Consider the following 19,575-nt stretch of genomic DNA (forward strand, 5'->3'; position numbering starts at 1 on the left):
GGTTGGGGGCAGCCGTGGACAGGCTCCTGAGCTTCACATTCCCCTGAACCGGTTCACCGCACGAGGAGGGACAAAAATGGCTTTCGAACTTCCCGATCTGCCCTACGCTTACGACGCATTGGCGCCGTATATGTCGGCCGAGACGCTGGAATTCCATCACGACAAGCATCACCTGGCTTACGTCAACAACGGTAACAACCTGCTCAAGGGCACCGAGTGGGAAGGCAAGAGCCTGGAGGAGGTCGTCAAGGGCTCCTTCGGCAAGAACCAGGGGCTCTTCAACAACGCCGGTCAGCATTACAACCATCTCCATTTCTGGAACTGGATGAAGCCGAATGGCGGCGGCAACAAGCTTCCCGAGAAGCTTGCCAGCGCCATCGAGTCCGATCTCGGCGGCTACGACAAGTTCCGCGAGGCGTTCATCAATGCCGGCGTGACCCAGTTCGGGTCTGGCTGGAGCTGGCTGGCCGTGAAGGATGGCAAGCTCGAAGTGATGAAGACGGCCAACGGCGAGAGCCCGCTGGTGCACGGCGCGACCCCGATTCTCGGCTGCGACGTGTGGGAGCATTCCTATTACATCGACTATCGCAACCGGCGCCCGGACTATCTCGCCGCCTGGGTCGATCACCTGATCAACTGGGAATATGTCGAGGAGCAGTTCGAAAAAGCGTCCTGACGCCATATCGAACGCCTTTTCACGGAAAACGGGGCCTCGCGCCCCGTTTTTCATATGCGCGTCATAGTTCGCTGCTGCCCTTGCCATGCGGTCTGCGCCGGACTACGCGAGTGAGACCACGAACAAGGGAATGGCGCCATGCTGAGCATCCATGTCGCGACGGATCGGGGCTTGCAGCTGGTGCCGGACGCCGGCGCTCGGCCCGACTTGCCGTCCGATGCAGTCTGGATAGACCTCCTGAATCCGACCTCGGAGGAGGAGGCGCAGCTCGAGCACTGGCTGACGATCGACGTGCCGAGCCGCGAGGAAATGCGCGAGATCGAGGTGTCCAGCCGCCTGTTCGAGGAAGACGGCGCGCTGTACATGACCGTCGTCGCGCTTCTGAACGCCGATGGCGAGAACCCCACCCTGACCGACGTCACGTTCATTCTGGTCGGGCGCCGTCTGGTGACCGTGCGGTATGCCGAGCCGCGGCCGATCACGCTTTTCTTGCAGCGCGCCCCGAAGATCGGTCCCGCCTGCCAGAACGCCGATTTCGTGCTTGTCGGGCTGATCGAGGCCTTCATCGACCGCATCGCCGACGTTCTGGAACATGCCGGCCTGGATGCTGACCGCATCGGCGACGACGTCTTCCTGCGCGAATCCTCGAAGCCCATAAAGACCGATGATTTCAGGAAGACGGTCGCGCGCATCGCCCGCACCGGCGACCTGACCTCCAAGGCCCGCGAGAGCCTTGTGACGATTTCGCGCCTTCTCACGTTCATGTCGGCCGGGCCGGGATCGGTGAAGCTGTCGAAGGACGTCAAGCTGCACCTGAAGACGGCGGTGCGCGATGCCAATCAGCTGGCCGACCACGCCACCTATCTGGCAACCAAGACGGAGTTCCTGCTCGACGCGACGATGGGGCTCATCAACATCGAGCAGACGAACATCATCAAGATCTTCTCGGTTGCCGCGGTCGCCATGATGCCGCCGACGCTGATCGCCTCCATCTACGGCATGAACTTCCAGTTCATGCCGGAGCTCAATGAGAAGTGGGCCTATCCGCTGGTCCTCGTCGTGATGATCGCCTCCGCGCTCGCGCCCTACTTCTATTTCAAGCGCAAGGGCTGGCTGTAGACCCGCTTCCGGCAGGTTCCTCTCGGCGATTCGCACTTCCATAAGTCGCCTCGGATAACCGCGAAGGAACCGGGCCTCGCTCCCGGCGCGGCTCGAGGGCCTGCCGTTGGTCCAGAAAACGCTTGATCATAAAATATAGGAGTCCTATACAAAATGCATGGCGAACGAATTGACGGAACAGGTCGCCTTCGGGCTGGCGAAAATCGGGGCTGTGCTGAGAACCGCGCAATGGCGCGCGGGCGAGCAGAGCGGTCTTACCCCCACGCAGATCGGCATCCTCACGACCCTGTATCGGCTGGGGCCAGACCGCGTGCAGGCGCTTGCCGGACAGCTCGGTGTGACGCACGCGACCGCTAGCGATGCCGTGACGGCTCTGCGCGGCAAGGGACTGGTCGAGAAGAGCCCGGATCCGCGCGATGGCCGCGCGGTCTTGGTGGGACTGACGGAAAGCGGTCGTCGCGCGGCGCAGGAAAGCGGTGCCTATCCGCCGGAGTTGCTGACCGCCGTCGCAAGGCTGCGACCGGAAGACCAAGCGGGCCTGCGCCGATCCCTGACCGGAATCATTCGTTCATTGCAGGAATCCGGATTGATCGAACCGCAACGTCTTTGCGTGACGTGCCGGTTCTTTCGCCCCAATGCGCACCCTGGTTCGGACAAACCGCACCATTGCGCATTCGTGGATGCCGCCTTCGGGGACGCGTCGCTGCGCCTCGATTGCGGCGACCACGAAGAGGCCGACGACGCCGACAAGGCGCGCCAGTGGACGCGCTTTCTGGAGGCGGCGTCGGATTGAGGAATGAGCGTCCCGTTCGCTGCAACGACCGGGACGCTCGAAATCGCCACCCCTCTAGGGAAAGAAAGGAAGCGATAAATCATGACACAAAGTACGAAGTTCTACCACGCCGGCTGCGCCGTTTGCGTCGATGCCGAGCGCCGGTTTGCCGATGCGCTGGACCCCGATCGGTACGATGTCGAAGTCGTGCATCTGGGCGAAGCACCCGATCGGATCGCCGAAGCCGAGGCCGCCGGTGTGACGTCCGTTCCCGCCTTCGTCATGGACGGGCATCCCTACCACATCAACTTCGGCGCCTCGCTCGACGATCTGAAGGGAGGTGCGTGATGACGGCGCGCACCATCGCGCTTGCCGCCTCCGCGGCGTTGGCTATCGCGGCAACGGCAGTCCAGGCACATGACGGGACCGGCGGCATCAAGGCCGAAGGGTCGAATACGGCGATGCCCGACTTCGATCTGGTTCACGCCAGGATCACGACCGAAGGCAACGTTGCGGTGTTTCACATGGCCGTCTCCGGCAAGGCCGGTCAATCCAGGCCCGCAGCCACCGGAAAGCTCGCCGGTTCGCACGTATTCGCCTATGTCTGGCCAACCAGCGTGGACCCCGCCGTCGTCGGTTTCGAGCCGAAGGCGGGCATCCTGTCCATGGTGATCACCGCGCATCCCGACTTCGACGATACGCCGCTATTTGACGAGAATGGCGACGGCGATCTGGGCAATGACGGCGACCTGTGGCACAGCCATTGGGTGGTCCTCGGTCCCGACGATGCCTGCGGCGAGGGCGCGCTCAAGGTGATCGACATCCCGGATGGGGCCAAGCCGCGCTTGCCGGCGACGTGGCCGGGCCTGCCCATCCTGATCGACAGTCCCGGCTGGGACCCGGTTCTTGACGCGGAAACGGTCGAGGTTCGTGTGCCGTTCTCCGACATCTCCGTGGTCAATGCCGCGAAGTTCGATGGTGTGACCTCGGGGCTTCGCGTGAACGCCAATGTCCACGCGCCGCTCCTGTGCGTGACGGATGTCTTCGATGTCGCGTCCGGAGACCTGAGCCTGCCGGGCAGGGTCAACGAATAGAGGGCAGTCAACGACAACGCCCTCCATCCGCCACGATGGTCTTCCCGGGAGGGATCGCGATAGCTGCCGATAGGTAGGCCCCCGCGACGTACGGTCCCCTGCAATTTCCGGGACGGTCACGGTCCGGATGACCCTGAACTGACGCCGGCGGTGGCGAGGTGCCGCCGGCGCCCCCTTGCGCACGTCGCAGGAGAAACAACGGCGCGGATCGGAATTGGTACGGCCCGGGCCGTGAAATTTCGAATGGCCTGCCTTAGATGTATCGCTAGTATCGGGATCTCGCCCCTCCGCTTTGGACTGTCATTCACGGGAGCGTTGAATCGAATGTCGATTGATTTCCTGTCGCGTCGAAGCTTCATGGCTGGGACAGCGGTTGGCGCGGCCGCGCTGACGCTCGGCCTGCCTCGTCACCTTCTTGCCGCACCGTCCGGACCATTGGCGCTCGAAGCCCGGCCCGGTACGGCGCAACTCTTGACGGACGAAGAGCCGGCGACCGCGATCTGGGGCTACCAGGGCGGCGCCCCCGGTCCCCTGATCCGTGTGCGCCAGGGCGATGAAGTGGCGGTGACGCTGACCAATCGGCTCGAGGTGCCGACCACCATTCACTGGCATGGCATCCGGATCGACAACGCGATGGACGGGGTGGCGCATCTGACCCAGGCGCCGGTGCAGCCCGGCGAGCGCTTCGACTACCGCTTCACCGTCCCCGATGCCGGCACGTACTGGTACCATCCGCACGTCCACGGGTCCGGCCCGCAGCTCGACCGCGGCCTGTCCGGCCTGTTGATCGTGGATGAGGCGAGCCCGCCGGACGTTGATCATGATGTCGTGCTGCAGTTCGACGACTGGCGGATCGGTCAGGACGGGCAGATCGATACGGCGAGCTTCGGCAATCTGCACGATGCCACCCATGCCGGGCGCCTCGGCAACGTGCTGACCGTGAACGGCAGGGACTTCGAGACGGTCGCGGCGAAGGCGGGCGACCGCGTGCGGCTGAGGGTAGTCTCGAGCTGCAACGCCCGCATCCTTCAGCTTGGCTTCGGCGATCTCGATCCGTGGATCGTGGCGCTCGACGGTCAGCCGGTCACGCCGCACCGGCTTGGCACCGGGCCGCTGATCCTGGGCCCGGCCCAGCGCGTCGACCTGATCGTGGATCTTGTCGGCGAGCCCGGCGGGCGCTTCCCGGTCGCCGAAGTCTCCGGCGAGCCGTTCGAGGCGACGGCGATCGTGCTCGACGCGGGCGAAGGCCGCGCGCCGCGCGCCGGTCCGCCGCCGGCCCTGTCCGCCAATCCCGTTTCCGTGCCTCCGGCGAAGCCGGAGCGCATCGTCGACCTGGTGATGAGCGGCGGCGCCATGGCCTTCCTTCAGGAGGCGCGCTTCGAAGGAGAGGTCCTGGACGGGCGGACGCTTGCCAGCGAGCATGGCCTCGTCTGGGCGCTGAACGGTGTCGCCGGAATGCCGGAAAAACCGCTGTTCTCGGCCAGGATCGGCGAACCCGTCGCGGTGCGAATGGTCAACGACACGCTATTTCCGCACTCCATGCATGTGCATGGTCACCACTTCGTGATCTACGACGATGCGGGAGCGCCGTTGCCGGGGCTGCGCGATACGGTCACGGTCGATCCTCGGGCCGAGACGACGATCGGTCTGATCGCCGACAATCCCGGCAAATGGATGATACATTGCCATATGCTCGAACATCAGGCCGCAGGAATGGAAACGTGGTTCGAGGTGTTGATCTAGCGTAACGCGGCCGGCTCCGGTGAGGTTGACGTATTTCGGGTTCGACCTGTGTCGGGGCAGTCGAAGCGGGCTGAAACTGGAGGTCACCATGGACAAGAACGTTGGTAGTGCCGACAAGGTCGTTCGCATCGTCGTCGGCATCGCGCTGATCGCTTTCGCGCTGTTCGGCCCGGCCGACATCGCATGGAAATGGGTCGGCTGGATTGGTGTCGTGCCGATTCTCACCGCGGTGATGGGGTGGTGCCCGGCCTATTCCATCCTGGGGCTGCGCACGTGCCCGATGGAGAAGAAGTCGGCCTGACCTGGACCCGACGTATGGTCGGGTGAGTGGGCCTCTCAGCCGTGGGCCCACTCCCAGTAGAGGTCTCTGGCCTTCTGATAGACCGGGCCCGGTTGCAGGTCGCGGGCCTCGATGCGATTGACCGGCAACACCTTTGCGTAGTTGCCGGCGGAGAACAGTTCGTCCGCGTCCAGCAGTTCCGGATAGGTGATGATGCGCTCGTGCACGTGATAGCCGGCGGAGCGCAGCAGCGCGATTATGCGCTGGCGTGTGATCCCGTTCAGGAAGGTCCCGTTTGGATAGGGCGTGTGGACGCTGCCGTCCTTGACCATGAACAGGTTCGCGGTGGCGAGCTCGGCCACATTGCCCATCGCGTCGAGCACCACGGCGTTTTCGAAGCCCTTTTCGCGCACCTCGTTGAGTGCCCGTGAAGAATTGGGATAGAGGCACGCCGCCTTGGCGTTGACCGGAGCCTGTTCCAGGGTCGGCCGGCGGATCTTCGAAAGGCTGACAGAGAAGCCCGCCGGTTCCGGCATCGGCACTTCGTAGATCGACAGGCAGAACCGGGTCGACTCGGGCAGCGCGGGCACGCCCATGTAGCCGCCTTCCTCCGCCCAGTACATCGGCCGGATGTAGAGTTCGGCATCCGCCCCGAACTTGGCGATTCCGTCCTGCGCCAGCTCGACGATCTCGCCGACGTCCATGGTCGGGTCCAAGCCGAGCGCGGCCGCCGAGTTGTTGACCCGCGCACAGTGGCGGTCGAGATCCGGCGACACGCCTTCGAAGGTTCGGGCGCCGTCGAAAACGCAGGATCCGAGCCACAAGGCATGGCTGCGCGGTCCGACGATTTGCGGGTTGCCATCGACCCACTCGCCATCGAGATACGTCCACGTCTGGGACCAGTTCGCCATGCGCGCGCTCCTACGTCGTCTGCGCCCTATCGAAAGCCCTTCACGCGCCATCGTCAATGCAGCATCAGATGCCGGTGCAGGGTTTCATTCCGCTAGCACCGATTGGTCCGGCGTGAGTCCGCGCTCGCGGTCGCACAAAGATTAGTTCCCCGATCGCATCGGCTTCACGGAATAACCACCGTCCCCCTCGTGTTTCTGTCGATGCCGTGCGGGCGAGGATCACACGGCTGTGAGTTGCGTCCCGACGGTGGTTTTCCGAAGGTCGGGCGGCACACCGCCCGAAACAGACCCTGGAGCAGAATGCATGAAACGTGTGATATTTGCCGCTACCGCAATCGCCGTGTTGTCCGCCGGTGCGGCGGCCTGGGCGGCCATGGACCCGATCGCCACCCGCCAGGCGGTGATGAAGAACAACGGCGCGGCGATGGGAACGCTGGTCAAGATGGCCAAGGGCGAAGCGCCGTTCGAGGCAAGCGGCGCCAATCTCGCCGCCCGCGTGCTCTTCAACAGCACGGTGGGTTTCACTGCGCTGTTCCCGGCCGGAACGGAAACCGGCGGCGACACCGCGGCCAGCCCGAAAATCTGGGAAGACATGGCCGGCTTCGCGGCCAAGGACGCCGCGTTGCAGGAAGCCGCCGCGGCCATCATCGCCACGCCGATTACCGACCTGGACGGGGTCAAGGCGGCCATTGGTACGCTCGGCAAGACCTGCCAGGGCTGTCACGAGACCTACCGGATAAAGAAGGATGGCTGACAACCGGGCTATACTCCCGGCATGACCAGACGAATCATCCTTTCATTTCTGGCGCTCGCCCTCATCGGGGCGGGCGCCTTTTGGCTCCTGACGACACCGCGCACGCTGGCGGCGGGCGATCTGCCCGACCACCGGCCTGACGTCGAGCACGGCCGCTATATGTTCTTTGCCGGTGGCTGCGCGTCCTGCCACGCCACGCCCGGCCAGGAAGACCCGCTCGTTCTCGGCGGAGGCCTTGAGCTGCCGTCGCCTTTCGGCACCTTTCACGTTCCCAACATCTCACCGGATGCGGATACCGGCATTGGTGGCTGGTCGACGGTCGATTTCGCCAATGCCATGGTCAATGGCGTGTCGCCAGACGGCAGCCACTACTATCCGGCGTTTCCCTACACGTCCTACCAGCGCATGAAACTGGAGGACGTCATCGATCTGAAGGCCTTTCTCGACACGTTGGCACCGGCCTCGACCGCGATCCCCGGCCATGACTTGCCGTTTCCCTTCAACATCCGCCGGGCCCTCGGCGTCTGGAAACTGCTGAATTTCGATGGCGAGCCGTTCGCGCCGGATCCCGCCGCGTCGGAGGAGATCAACCGCGGCGCCTATCTGGTCACGGGACCGGGGCACTGCGGCGAATGCCACACGCCGCGCGACGCCCTCGGCGGACTCGAGCGCGACAAGTGGCTGAGCGGCGCGCCATCGCCGGATGGGAAGGGCAAGGTTCCCGACATCACGGCCACGGGGCTCAAGGACTGGTCCGCGAACGACATCGCCTATGCGCTGGAGACCGGCTTCACGCCGGAATTCGATACGCTGGGTTCGAGCATGGCCGCGGTCGTCCGCAATATGGCCGAGCTGACGCCTGAAGACCGGGCCGCCATCGCCGCCTACCTGAAGAGCGTGCCGGGACAGTAGGTGCAGGCGGCGCGTTCCGCGTCGCCGCTAGTCGGATCGCCGGGCGAACAAGGGCAGGGCAGGGCCGGCCGCGTCGGCCTCGATCGCCAGCATCTTGCGTTTCACGGCGATCCCGCCATGCGCCGAGAAGCCGCCCACCTTGCCGCCGGCCGCCAGGACCCGGTGGCAGGGCACGATGATCGGGAACGGATTGGCGCCTTCGGCCTGGCCGACCGATTGCGCCGCGCCGGGTTCGCCGATCCGCTCGGCGATCTCGCCATAGGTCAGCGTTGAGCCCGGCGGGATCGCCCGGGTCACGTCGTAGACGCGCCGGTTGAACGCCGGAATGCCCTCGAGATCGAGTGTGATCGTGGTGAGGTCGCTCGGCTTGCCCGCCATCAGCGCCGCGATACGGTCGATTGCGTCCTGAACGGAAGGCGGCGGCGCGATTTCGATGGCCTCCGGAAACCGCCGCTGTATCCGCGTCCGCGTGGCCTCCGTGGAGGCCTCGGGCAATTGCACGCCCGCGATGCCGCTCTCGGACCATGCGATGGCGCATGGCCCGATAGCGGTTTCGAAAAGGGCAAATCCGACAGCCGACATTCCCGAAGGATATCAGCCGTCGGCTTGAACGCCGACCCGATTCCGGGCCGGTTCGATCACGCCCCGCCCAGCGCCCCGATCACGCGCGCCCAGGCCCGGGTGCCGTGATGAAAGCTCGACAGGTTGTACTTCTCGTTCGGCGAATGGACCTTGTCGTCGTCGAGACCGAAGCCGATCAGGATCGAGTCGACCCCGAGCGTGGTCTTGAAGTCGCCGACGATCGGGATGGAACCGCCGCAGCCCATCATCACCGCCGGCCGGTCGAACTCCGCTTCCAGAGCCGCGGCCGCCCTGGCGACCTGGGGTCCGGACACATCGACCTGCAGGGCCGGGCTCGCGCCGTGGCTGATGAACTCGACCTTGCAATCCGCCGGCAGGCGTTCCTTGACGAAGGCGCGGAAACTGTCGCGGATCTTGAATGGGTCCTGATTGCCGACAAGACGGAACGACACCTTCGCCGAGGCTTTCGAGGCGATCACCGTCTTGGTGCCTTCGCCGGTATAGCCGCCGATGATGCCGTTGACGTCGCAGGTCGGGCGCGACCAGATCTGTTCTAGGACGCTCCGGCCCGTCTCGCCGGCGGGAACCGACAGGCCGACATCGCCCAGGAACGCCTTTTCGTCGAATCCGAGCCCGTCCCACTGCGCCTTCACGTCGGCGGGGAGTTCCTCGACCCCGTCGTAGAAGCCCGGCACCTGGATGCGCCCGTCCGCGTCGTGCAGGTCGGCGATGATGCGCGCCAGAACCCGGATCGGATTGCGCGCCGCCCCGCCATACATGCCCGAATGCAGGTCGCGGTTCGCTGCGGTGACGACGATTTCCTCCAGCAGCAGGCCACGCAACATGGTGTTGATCGCCGGCGTCTTGGCGTCCCACATGCCGGTATCGCAGACCAAGGCGAAGTCGGTCTTCAACTCGTCCTTGTGGGAGTCCAGGAACGGGCCGAGGCTGCGGCTGCCGGATTCCTCTTCGCCTTCGATCAGCACGGTGATCGCGATCGGCAGGCTGCCCGTCGCGTCGACCCAGCCGCGGCAGGCCTCGACGAAGGTCATGAACTGGCCCTTGTCGTCGCAGGCCCCGCGCGCGACGATCTGCTCGCCCTGCGGCGTGTCGACCAGACGCGGCTCGAAGGGCGGCGTTTCCCAAAGGTCGAGCGGATCGGCCGGCTGCACGTCGTAGTGTCCGTAGAACAGGACGTGTGGCACGCCGCTGCCGGGCTTGGCGCCGCCATGGCCGACCACCATCGGCTGGCCGCCGGTCTCTCGTGCCGATGCCTCGAAGCCGATCTCGCGCAGCTGTTCGACGACCCAGTCGGCGGCCTTGCGGCAGTCCTCATTATGGGCCGGATCGGTCGAAACGGACGGGATGCGGATCAGCTCGAACAGCCGGTCGAGGCTGGCGGGATGGTTCGCATCGATTGCCGAGAGCGCCTTGTCGGTTGCGGTCATGGAAGCTCCTATGGTGCGTGTGCCGGCGTGCAGCTTAGCATCAACGGCTAGTGCAAGCCGCGTGGCTCGGCAAGTATCCGGCCACGGAGATTAGCGCCGCCGCGACCCGAAGATGCCGCGCAGGATCCGGTTGCCGCTCGTGCCCAGCTCCCGGCCGAGCGCGGACGCGAGCGAACGGCCGAACGACTTCACGATCTGCATGCCGGCATCCTCGACATCCTTTCTGGGAACGCCCCAGATCGTCTCGTCGCTCTTGCGCCCCCTGCCGCGTGCGGGTTCCGGTTCCGCCTGGGCCGCCCGGCGTGCGCGCTCGGCGAGGATCTCGTAGGCCGATTCCCGGTCTAGCCCGGTGTCGTAGATGCCCGACACCGGGCTCGACAGGATCACGGCCGCGCGCTCGCGCTCGTCGAGGGGGCCGAGTCGGGAGGCCGGCGGGCGGATCAGCGTACGCTGCACCACCGACGGCACGCCCTTGTCCTCCAGCGTGGAGACCAGGGCTTCGCCGACACCGAGCTCGGTGATCACCCGGGCGGTATCGAAATCGGGATTGGGCCGGAACGTATCGGCCGCCGTCTTCACGGCCTTCTGCTCGCGCGGCGTATAGGCCCGCAGCGCGTGCTGCACGCGGTTGCCGAGCTGGGCAAGCACCTTGTCGGGCACGTCGAGCGGATTTTGCGTGACGAAATAAACCCCCACGCCCTTGGAGCGGATCAGCCGGACGACCTGCTCGACCTTGTCGATCAGCGCGTCGGGCGCATCGTCGAACAGGAGATGGGCCTCGTCGAAGAAGAACACGAGCTTCGGCTTGTCGGGATCGCCGACCTCGGGAAGCTCCTCGAACAGCTCCGACAATAGCCACAGCAGGAAGGTGGCGTAGAGGCGCGGGGACGAGATCAGCTTGTCGGCGGCGAGCACGTTGACGATGCCGTGGCCGTCCCGGTCGATACGCATCAGGTCGGCGATCTCGAGCGCCGGCTCTCCGAAGAAGTGCTCGGCACCCTGGTTCTCGAGCACGAGCAGCCGGCGCTGGATGGCACCGATCGTCTGTTTGGTGACGTTGCCGTAGGAGGTGGTGATCTCGCTGCCGACGCTTGCGAGATACTCGAGCAGGGAGCGCAGGTCTTTCAGGTCGAGGATCGCCAGTCCCTCTTCGTCGGCGAGGCGGAAGGCTATGTTGAGCGCCCCCTCCTGCGCTTCGGACAGTTCCAGGAGACGCGAGAGCAGCAGCGGTCCCATCTCCGTGACCGTGGTGCGAACCGGATGGCCCTGGTCGCCGAACAGGTCCCAGAAAACGGTCGGGGTGGCCTGGAACCGGTAGTCGGTGAGACCGATGGTCTCGGCGCGTTTCAGCAGGAAGTCCTTCGGCTCGCCGGCCGCCGCGATGCCCGACAGGTCGCCCTTCACGTCGGCGCAGAAAACGGGAACGCCGGCGTTGGAAAAGCCTTCTGCGAGGATCTGCAGCGTCACCGTCTTGCCGGTGCCGGTCGCGCCCGTCACGAGCCCATGCCGGTTGGCGTAGCGCAGGTGGATGTATTCCGGTTTGACGCTTGTGCCGACGTAGATCTTGCCGTCGCTATCAGACATCTCGGGTAGTCTCCTCGAACCGTCGGGCGCCGGCGATCGCGGCAGTCGCGTTCCGGTTATAAAAACCGGCTGGCGGGCGCGCAATGCGCGGCTTGTTTCACTCTCTGGCGGCGGGCAGAATGGCCCCGACTCGCGAACGGATATGTACAGGAGGCCGATATGGATGAGCTCATCGACCAGCTCGTGGACCAGGTTGGGGTTACCAGGGAACAGGCGGATACCGCGCTGAAGATCATACTCGGCTTCCTCAAGCAGTCCGGTCCCGCCGACAAGGTTTCCGAATTAATGGAGAAGCTGCCCGGCGCGGAATCGATCGAAACGCCGGAAGGTGGTCTGGGCGGCATGATGGGCGCCATGGCCGCGTTCAGTTCCTTGCAGTCCGCCGGCCTCGGCATGGGCGAAATCCAGGGTGTGACTCGACAATTAGTTGCCTTTGCGAAACAACATGCAGGTGACGAACTGGTCGACGATGTTGTCGGCTCGATTCCCGGTCTGAGCCAGTTCGCCTGAGGGGGGAAGTCGGGCTCTATTCTTGGACAACGAGAGACAGGAGGCGCTGCATGTCCTACCCCGTGCTCAAGATCGAGGGAATTGGCCCGAAATACGCCAAGAAATTGAATGCGATCGGCGTCATGACGACCGCAAAGTTGCTCGATAGAGCCAAGAATCCGAAGGGCCGCAAGCAACTGGCCGCCGAGTCCGGGATCGACGAGACGCTCATTCTCAAATGGGCCAACATGTCCGACCTGATGCGCATCAAAGGCGTTGGCGAGGAATATTCCGAGCTTCTCGAGGTCGCTGGCGTCGACACTGTCAAGGAGCTGCGCAACCGCAAGCCCGATAATCTGCTCGCTAAGATGGTCGAGGTGAACGCGGCGAAGAAGCTCGTGCGCGCCCTGCCGAGCCCCAACAAGGTCAAGAGCTGGGTCGATCAGGCCAAGTCCCTGTCGCCCATGATGAAATACTGAGGCTGCATACGGCCCATAAAAAATAGGCAGTAGCGGCCACCCGCCTGCTGTGGCACACAACCACCGTCGTTTTTGGCGGTCGACGAGAAATACAGCAGGCGAGACGACCGAATGAGTGAACTCGATCTGGCGGCCGGGTTTCCGGCAGCCGACGAAGCGCAATGGCTGGGCCTGGTCGAAAAGGTCCTGGCCGGGCGGGATTTCAAGCGTGCGCTGGTCTCCAGGACTCGCGACGGGCTGGAAATCATGCCGCTGTACGGACAGCACGAGCCGGGGCGCCATGTGCGCCCCGACGCTGGCCGCTGGGCGGTGTTCCAGCGGGTCGATCATCCGGATCTCGACGAGGCCAATCGGCTTGCCCGCGCCGACATCGAAGGCGGCGCCGATGGTCTGGAACTCGTCCTGCCTGGCGCGCCCGGCGCCAATGGCTTCGGCGTTGCCCCCCAATCGCTGGACGACATGGAGCGTCTTCTCGACGGCATCGACCTGACGCGCGTGAAGCTGCGGCTCGATGCCGGCTACGAAAGCCGTCCGGCGCTGGTTCTGGCCATGGCGCTGGTCGAGAAGCTCGGCCTCGGGCCCGATGCGATCGACGTCGTCGGCCAATCCGATCCCGCCAACGGCCTGCTCGCCGATGGCCGGCTGGCGGGCCCCTACGACCGGATATCAGCCTGGGGTGTTGATCTCGGCTACTACCTGAAGACAAACGGGCTTCGCGTCGCGCCCTACGTCACCGATGGTCGCGCCGTCCATGCCGGCGGTGGGTCCGAGGTGCAGGAACTCGCCTATAGCGTCGCCGATGCCCTGGAGCATCTGCGCATGTTCGAGGCCGGAGGCATATCGCTCGAGGATGCGCGGACCTACGTGACGTTCTCGCTTGCCGCCGACGCCGACCAGTTCGTGACGATCGCAAAGTTCCGGGCCCTGCGGCTTTTGTGGAACCGGGTGCAGGAGGCGTGCGGCATGGCGCCGGCGCCGGCGCGCGTCCACGCCGAGACCGCGTGGCGGATGATGACCCGCCGCGATCCGTGGGTGAACCTGCTGCGCACGACCGTCGCGACGACGGCGGCAGCGCTCGGCGGTGCGGATTCCATCACCGTCATGCCCTTTACCGCCGCGCGCGGACTGCCCGATGCGTTTGCCCGGCGGATCGCACGCAATACGCAACTCGTCCTGATGGAAGAGGCCAACCTGTTCCGTGTCGGCGATCCGGCCGCGGGTTCCGGCTATGTGGAAACCCTGACCGCGGCCATGGCCGAAGCAGCCTGGAAGGAATTCCAGACGATCGAGGCCGAGGGCGGCATCGTGAAATCGCTGATCGATGGTGCCTTCCAGGCCCGTATGACCGACGTTCGCGATCGCCGCGACCGCGATGTCGCCACGCGCAAGGAGCCGCTGACGGGCATATCGGAATACCCGTTCCTGGCAGAACTCCCTGTCTCCACGCTGGACGCCCCCACCTGGGAAGTCGAACATTCCGGCGTCGCCCTCGAGCCGCCGTCGGCCGATCACGGCGAACGCTACAGGGCGCTCGTCGCCGCCGCGCGCAACGGCGCGACGCTGGCGGACATGGTGGCCACCGGTGGTGGTCCCTGGGTACGGACCCAGGCCATCCCGAAGATGCGCTTGGCGGAGCCGTTCGAGCGTCTGCGCGATACCTCCGATGCAGTGCTGCAGGCCACTGGCCGGCGGCCGCAGGTTTTTCTCGCAACGCTCGGCCGCGTGGCCGATTTCACCGCGCGTGCGAGCTTCGCGCGCAACGCTTTCGAGGCCGGCGGCATCGAGGCCGTCGGCGGTATCGCCTTTGACGGTCTCGACGACATGATCGCGACCTACCGCGAAAGCGGCGCCGAGGTTGCCTGCATCTGCGGCACCGACGATGCCTATGGCGAGCAAGGCAAGGCGGTTGCCGAGGCGCTCAAAGCCGCCTCCGCGAAAGGCGTCTATCTGGCCGGCCGCCCGGGCGACCGCGAGGCCGACCTGCGTGCCGCCGGCATCGATGCCTTTATCTACGCAGGCTGTGATATTCTGGCGGAACTGACCGCGGCCCACGAGCGGCTCGGTTTGACCGGCGACGTCCGGAAATGATGGAGTGCCCGGCGAGATGACGCGCATCCCCGACTTCACCAAGGTGGCGTTCGCGCTGTCCGAAACCCCGGTGACGGCATCCGAAACCGCCGCCTGGGAAACGCCCGAAGGCATCCCGGTTAGGCCGACCTATGGCGATGCCGACCGCGAAAGCCTTGATTTCCTCGATTCCTGGCCGGGTATCGCGCCCTATCTGCGCGGTCCCTATCCGACCATGTACGCCACGCGGCCGTGGACGATCCGGCAGTATGCGGGCTTCTCGACGGCCGAGGATTCCAACGCGTTCTACCGGCGCAACCTCGCCGCCGGCCAGAAAGGCCTGTCGATCGCCTTCGATCTGGCCACGCACCGCGGCTACGATTCCGACAATCCGCGCGTGAAGGGCGATGTCGGCATGGCCGGTGTCGCGATCGACTCGATCTACGACATGCGCACCCTGTTCGATCACATCCCGCTCGACACGATGAGCGTGTCGATGACGATGAACGGGGCGGTGCTGCCGATCATGGCGCTCTATATCGCCGCCGCCGAGGAGCAGGGCGTGCCGACCGAGAAGCTGTCGGGCACGATCCAGAACGACATCCTCAAGGAGTTCATGGTCCGCAACACCTACATCTACCCGCCCAAGGCTTCGATGCGGATCGTCTCGGACATTTTCGCCTTCACGGCGGAGAAGATGCCGAAGTTCAACTCCATCTCGATCTCCGGCTACCACATGCAGGAAGCCGGGGCGACGGCGGACCTGGAGCTCGGCTACACGCTCGCCGACGGCGTCGAGTATCTGCGCGCCGGCGTCGCCGCCGGCCTGTCGGTCGACGCCTTCGCGCCACGCCTGTCGTTCTTCTTCGCGATCGGCATGAACTATTTCATGGAGATCGCCAAGCTGCGCGCCGCGCGCCTGCTGTGGGCAAAGCTGGTGCAGCCGTTCGAGCCCAAGAGCGACAAGTCGCTGGCGCTCAGGACGCACTGCCAGACGTCGGGCTGGAGCCTGACCGCGCAGGACGTCTTCAACAACGTGACGCGCACCTGCATCGAGGCGATGGCGGCCACCCAGGGCCACACCCAGTCGCTGCATACCAATGCGCTGGACGAGGCACTGGCGCTGCCGACGGACTTCTCCGCCCGCATCGCCCGCAACACCCAGATCCTGCTCCAGCAGGAGGCCGGCACCTGCCGCGTCATCGACCCGTGGGGCGGCTCCTACTATGTCGAGCGCCTGACCCACGATCTCGCGGCCAAGGCATGGGCGCACATCCAAGAGGTCGAGGCGATGGGCGGCATGGCCAAGGCCATCGAGGCCGGGCTGCCGAAGCTCAGGATCGAGGAAGCCGCCGCCCGGACCCAGGCGCGCATCGATTCCGGCCGCCAGGCGGTGGTCGGCGTCAATCGCTGGCGTCCTGAGGAAGAGGCCGAGATCGATATCCTGAAGGTGGACAATTCCGCGGTGCGCACGCAGCAGATCGACAAGCTCGAAAGGCTGCGCGGCGAACGCGATCCGGCGACCGTGGCCGCGGCGGTCGAAGCGCTGGCCCGCTGCGCCCAGACCGGTGAAGGCAACCTGCTGGCGCTTGCTGTCGACGCCGCGCGCGCCAAGGCCACCGTCGGCGAGATTTCCGGCGCGCTGGAAAAGGTCTGGGGCCGCCACCAGGCGGAGATCCAGGCGATTTCCGGCGTCTACCGGCAGGAGGTCGGACAGATGGACGATAGCGTCAAGCGCGTGCAGCGCATGGTCGATGCCTTCGAGAAGGAGGAGGGCCGCAGGCCGCGTATCCTGGTCGCCAAGATGGGGCAGGACGGCCACGATCGTGGTCAGAAGGTGATCGCTTCCGCCTTCGCCGACCTTGGCTTCGACGTCGACATCGGCCCGCTGTTCGCAACCCCCGCCGAGGCCGCCCGTCAGGCGGTCGAGAACGACGTCCACATCATCGGCGTGTCGTCGCTCGCCGCCGGCCATCTGACGCTGGTGCCCGAGCTGAAGGCAGCGCTCGAGGAGGCCGGCCGCGGCGACATCATGATCGTCGTCGGCGGCGTCATCCCGCCGCAGGATTTCGCCGCGCTGAAGGAAGCCGGCGCCTCGGCGATCTTCCCTCCCGGCACCGTCATCTCGGAGGCGGCGGCCTCGCTGATCGATGAGCTCAATCGCCGCCTCGGCCATGGGCCCGCCCAGGCAGCGGAATAGGGCGGGCCGGACCGTGAGGGCCGGCTAGAAGGGCAGCCCCTGGCCCGGATTGGGCGCTCCCGGCATGCCGGCGGGCATGTCCATGACGTTGAGCCCGCTCGGGACCTCGAACACGGCCGGATCCTGTTCGGTGCGCTGCAGGTTCTCCAGGCCCGAGCCGAAGCCTTCCCCGGTCACTTCGATCGGGATGTTATCGGCCGTCAGGCAGGCGAGCGCCTGCTTCATCTCCCAGACGGTGCAATCCTCGCCGTTCACGGTCTTCTTTTCGTCGGTCGGCGTGCCGTCGAAATCGTTGGCGTCGATGTTCGGCACCCGCATCGCCATGCCCGGCATCTGGTCCGACCACAGGATCATGTCGCCGCTGGCCATGTCGCGGACGCTGCTCATCGCCATGCCCTGCTGTTTCATGTTGATGCGCATTTTTCGGTTTGCGGCCGAGTAGTGCATCGTGGCGCGCACGTCCATGCCCTTGCCGTCGCTCAACACCCAGTCGCCCTGGAAGTCGACCGTCGGATAGGGTGGCTCGGCATGCGCCGCGGACGCGAAAAGCGCCGCGGACAATCCAATGGCGAGTGCTGATTGGCGTAACATCGTCGTGATCCCCTTCAAGTCTTCAAAGACGTTGTGAATTCGAACTCGAAATGCCCGATTCTCTAGCGTACGGCGAACATTCACTGGGAGATACGGTCGCGGCGAGATGGCTAGCGCCTCAGTGTCGCTGGCGTCCCCGTCGTCCGTCGCGACGACGAGGGTCTTGCGGAGCCAAATGCACTTGTGTACGCGTCGTGACAGTTGTGATGGCGACCTGGTCCGTTCACCCGTGATGATCCGACGATATCTCGCATTTTTCGCCCTGCTCCCCGTTCTTGCCGCCTGCGTTGGCGAGGACCAGCCCTCGGCGACGTCCATCATCCCGGTAGCCTATACGATCACGGCGCAGGCCGCCGGCCCGATCACGCCGGATACGCCGTATTCGACGGCAACCTTCCGCAAGCTCTTCCCCGAACAGCGGATAGACGTCATCTCGACCGCTGACGAGGATGGCGTCGTCGACGCGCTGACCGTGTTCTCCGACGGGCTGCAGGTCATGATGGTGATCCCCGCCAGGGGCGGAAAGGCGGTCAAGGCCGTGCACGGCTCCGGTCTCGCCGTCGCCGGCCCGAACGGCGAGCGGCTTGGCATGAGCTTCCGCCAGGCCGGCACGAGCCGCAACGACTGCAACGTCGGCTCCGGCCCGTGGCTGGGCATGGCTGTGTGCGCGGCGCGCGGCGCTTCGAACATCTACCTCGTCTTCGACAACGGAGGCTGGAACGGCTCGCCCAACGAGCTGGCCCCGGCATCGGCCCTTGCCGACGGCAAGCTGCAGCGCATTGTCTGGGTGCCGCAGCGGGCCGGTTGAAAACCGTGACTAGGGCGTGACGCGGGCGCCGTGCTGCGCTATGCCGCGACCATGACGAACGCCGACTGTTCTTCCGCGACGATGCCCAACGGTCGCTCGATCGAGGAAACCGTTGCCGACCTGCGTGCCGGCGACCGGGCGACGCTCGCCCGCGCGATAACGTTGATCGAGTCCCGAAAGCCAGACCATCGCCGCGCCGCCGCCGCGCTGCTGCAGGCGATCCTGCCTTACACAGGAGAGGCCTGGCGCGTCGGTATCAGCGGGGTTCCGGGTGTCGGCAAGTCGACCACCATCGACCAGCTCGGCATCAACCTGACGGATGCCGGAAACAAGGTGGCGGTGCTCGCCGTCGATCCGTCCTCCCAGCGCACCGGTGGCTCGATTCTGGGCGACAAGACGCGCATGGCCCGTCTGGCGGTAGATCCGAATGCCTTCATTCGTCCCTCGCCGAGCGCCGGGACCCTTGGGGGCGTCGCCGCGCGGACGCGCGAGACCATGCTCGTCTGCGAGGCGGCCGGCTTCGACGTCGTGATCGTCGAGACTGTCGGGACGGGGCAGTCGGAAACGGCGGTCGCCGACATGGTCGACGTCTTCGTCGTGCTGGCGCTGCCAGGCGCCGGCGACGAACTGCAGGGCATCAAGAAGGGGATCCTGGAGATCGCCGACATCATCGCGGTCAACAAGGCCGATGGCGAAAACGCCGATCGCGCACGACAGGCCGCCGCGTCGCTGCGCGCCGCCCTGCACATCCTGACGCCGATAAGCCCGAACTGGACCCCGCCCGTGCTGGCGGTATCCGGGCTGAGCAATCTCGGCCTCGACAAGCTGTGGGTCGAGATCGGCGCTCACCGCGCCACCATGCAGGCCTCCGGCGAATTCGACGAGCGCCGTGCCGCTCAGGGCGTCAAATGGATGTGGGGAATGCTGGAGGAACGGCTGCTCGCGCGTCTGCGCTCGGATCCCGACGTCTCCGCGCGCCTTGACGCGCTGGAACGGGACGTTCGCGAGGGCCGCCTGGCACCGACCGCGGCGGTCGAGGAGGTCGCCCCGGCGCTTGGCGCGTGAG

The 19,575-nt window shown here is 65.6% G+C and carries 20 protein-coding genes; 15 read left to right on the forward strand and 5 right to left on the reverse strand.

The window, feature by feature from the left end; translation table 11 throughout:
- Nucleotides 1-76: 76 nt before the first annotated feature.
- From ACSF9G_RS06935 to ACSF9G_RS06965, 7 genes are all read left to right on the forward strand, one after another.
- Nucleotides 77-676, forward strand: coding sequence for a superoxide dismutase (locus tag ACSF9G_RS06935; RefSeq protein ID WP_436639878.1), 600 nt, complete (start codon nucleotides 77-79; stop codon nucleotides 674-676).
- Nucleotides 677-814: 138 nt separating this feature from the next.
- The gene (locus ACSF9G_RS06940) at nucleotides 815-1,795 is read left to right on the forward strand and encodes a magnesium transporter CorA family protein (RefSeq protein WP_436639880.1); all 981 of its coding nucleotides are present in this window, start codon (nucleotides 815-817) and stop codon (nucleotides 1,793-1,795) included.
- 157 nt (nucleotides 1,796-1,952) lie between these two features.
- Nucleotides 1,953-2,588 carry a MarR family winged helix-turn-helix transcriptional regulator gene (locus ACSF9G_RS06945; RefSeq protein WP_436639882.1) on the forward strand — a complete coding sequence of 212 codons (636 nt, stop codon included), beginning with the start codon at nucleotides 1,953-1,955 and terminating at the stop codon, nucleotides 2,586-2,588.
- A gap of 81 nt (nucleotides 2,589-2,669) precedes the next feature.
- A complete protein-coding gene (locus ACSF9G_RS06950) occupies nucleotides 2,670-2,915 on the forward strand; it encodes a thioredoxin domain-containing protein (protein ID WP_436639884.1) in 246 nt (81 codons plus the stop codon).
- Nucleotides 2,915-3,661, forward strand: a complete 747-nt coding sequence (locus ACSF9G_RS06955; protein WP_436639886.1) for a hypothetical protein — start codon at nucleotides 2,915-2,917, stop codon at nucleotides 3,659-3,661. The genes ACSF9G_RS06950 and ACSF9G_RS06955 overlap by 1 nt, the downstream gene beginning before the upstream one ends.
- A 324-nt stretch (nucleotides 3,662-3,985) precedes the next feature.
- Nucleotides 3,986-5,404: a multicopper oxidase family protein gene (locus ACSF9G_RS06960; protein WP_436639888.1), complete on the forward strand. Its 1,419-nt coding sequence runs from the start codon at nucleotides 3,986-3,988 to the stop codon at nucleotides 5,402-5,404.
- A gap of 88 nt (nucleotides 5,405-5,492) precedes the next feature.
- Entirely contained in the window at nucleotides 5,493-5,705 is a 213-nt protein-coding gene (locus ACSF9G_RS06965; protein WP_436639890.1) for a YgaP family membrane protein, read from the forward strand.
- Between the two features lie 35 nt (nucleotides 5,706-5,740).
- Here ACSF9G_RS06965 and ACSF9G_RS06970 read toward each other — a convergent pair whose 3' ends face one another.
- Nucleotides 5,741-6,595 carry a branched-chain amino acid aminotransferase gene (locus ACSF9G_RS06970; RefSeq protein WP_436639892.1) on the reverse strand — a complete coding sequence of 285 codons (855 nt, stop codon included), beginning with the start codon at nucleotides 6,593-6,595 and terminating at the stop codon, nucleotides 5,741-5,743.
- A 373-nt stretch (nucleotides 6,596-6,968) separates the two neighbouring features.
- Here ACSF9G_RS06970 and ACSF9G_RS06975 point away from each other — a divergent pair, with 373 nt between their 5' ends.
- Entirely contained in the window at nucleotides 6,969-7,349 is a 381-nt protein-coding gene (locus ACSF9G_RS06975; RefSeq protein WP_436639894.1) for a c-type cytochrome, read from the forward strand.
- 21 nt (nucleotides 7,350-7,370) lie between these two features.
- Complete coding sequence (locus ACSF9G_RS06980; protein WP_436639896.1) at nucleotides 7,371-8,261, forward strand: c-type cytochrome; 891 nt, start codon at nucleotides 7,371-7,373, stop codon at nucleotides 8,259-8,261.
- Between the two features lie 27 nt (nucleotides 8,262-8,288).
- On the opposite strand, the gene ACSF9G_RS06985 is transcribed toward ACSF9G_RS06980, so the two are convergent.
- The 3 genes from ACSF9G_RS06985 to ACSF9G_RS06995 form a co-directional block, all read right to left on the reverse strand.
- Nucleotides 8,289-8,843, reverse strand: coding sequence for a methylated-DNA--[protein]-cysteine S-methyltransferase (locus ACSF9G_RS06985; protein WP_436639898.1), 555 nt, complete (start codon nucleotides 8,841-8,843; stop codon nucleotides 8,289-8,291).
- 56 nt (nucleotides 8,844-8,899) lie between these two features.
- Nucleotides 8,900-10,291 carry a M20/M25/M40 family metallo-hydrolase gene (locus tag ACSF9G_RS06990; RefSeq protein WP_436639900.1) on the reverse strand — a complete coding sequence of 464 codons (1,392 nt, stop codon included), beginning with the start codon at nucleotides 10,289-10,291 and terminating at the stop codon, nucleotides 8,900-8,902.
- A 90-nt stretch (nucleotides 10,292-10,381) separates the two neighbouring features.
- Nucleotides 10,382-11,875, reverse strand: coding sequence for a helicase HerA-like domain-containing protein (locus ACSF9G_RS06995; protein WP_436639902.1), 1,494 nt, complete (start codon nucleotides 11,873-11,875; stop codon nucleotides 10,382-10,384).
- A gap of 159 nt (nucleotides 11,876-12,034) precedes the next feature.
- On the opposite strand from ACSF9G_RS06995, the gene ACSF9G_RS07000 reads away from it, so the two are divergent.
- The 4 genes from ACSF9G_RS07000 (at nucleotide 12,035) to scpA (ending at nucleotide 17,110) form a co-directional block, all read left to right on the forward strand.
- Complete coding sequence (locus ACSF9G_RS07000) at nucleotides 12,035-12,385, forward strand: DUF2780 domain-containing protein (RefSeq protein WP_436639904.1); 351 nt, start codon at nucleotides 12,035-12,037, stop codon at nucleotides 12,383-12,385.
- A 50-nt stretch (nucleotides 12,386-12,435) separates the two neighbouring features.
- The gene (locus tag ACSF9G_RS07005) at nucleotides 12,436-12,843 is read left to right on the forward strand and encodes a DUF4332 domain-containing protein (RefSeq protein ID WP_436639906.1); all 408 of its coding nucleotides are present in this window, start codon (nucleotides 12,436-12,438) and stop codon (nucleotides 12,841-12,843) included.
- 111 nt (nucleotides 12,844-12,954) lie between these two features.
- Nucleotides 12,955-14,931: a methylmalonyl-CoA mutase family protein gene (locus tag ACSF9G_RS07010; protein WP_436639908.1), complete on the forward strand. Its 1,977-nt coding sequence runs from the start codon at nucleotides 12,955-12,957 to the stop codon at nucleotides 14,929-14,931.
- Nucleotides 14,932-14,947: 16 nt separating this feature from the next.
- Nucleotides 14,948-17,110 carry a methylmalonyl-CoA mutase gene (scpA, locus tag ACSF9G_RS07015; RefSeq protein ID WP_436639910.1) on the forward strand — a complete coding sequence of 721 codons (2,163 nt, stop codon included), beginning with the start codon at nucleotides 14,948-14,950 and terminating at the stop codon, nucleotides 17,108-17,110.
- A gap of 24 nt (nucleotides 17,111-17,134) precedes the next feature.
- On the opposite strand, the gene ACSF9G_RS07020 is transcribed toward scpA, so the two are convergent.
- Nucleotides 17,135-17,701, reverse strand: a complete 567-nt coding sequence (locus tag ACSF9G_RS07020) for a hypothetical protein (RefSeq protein WP_436639912.1) — start codon at nucleotides 17,699-17,701, stop codon at nucleotides 17,135-17,137.
- A 232-nt stretch (nucleotides 17,702-17,933) separates the two neighbouring features.
- On the opposite strand from ACSF9G_RS07020, the gene ACSF9G_RS07025 reads away from it, so the two are divergent.
- Both ACSF9G_RS07025 and meaB read left to right on the forward strand, forming a co-directional pair.
- On the forward strand, nucleotides 17,934-18,509 hold the full coding sequence (locus ACSF9G_RS07025) for a DUF1131 family protein (protein ID WP_436639914.1): 576 nt from the start codon (nucleotides 17,934-17,936) through the stop codon (nucleotides 18,507-18,509).
- Between the two features lie 81 nt (nucleotides 18,510-18,590).
- The gene (gene meaB / locus ACSF9G_RS07030) at nucleotides 18,591-19,574 is read left to right on the forward strand and encodes a methylmalonyl Co-A mutase-associated GTPase MeaB (RefSeq protein WP_436642065.1); all 984 of its coding nucleotides are present in this window, start codon (nucleotides 18,591-18,593) and stop codon (nucleotides 19,572-19,574) included.
- Nucleotide 19,575 lies beyond the last annotated feature (1 nt).

Origin of the sequence: Microbaculum mangrovi, assembly GCF_051390635.1 — a bacterium.
Lineage (GTDB): Bacteria > Pseudomonadota > Alphaproteobacteria > Rhizobiales > Tepidamorphaceae > Microbaculum.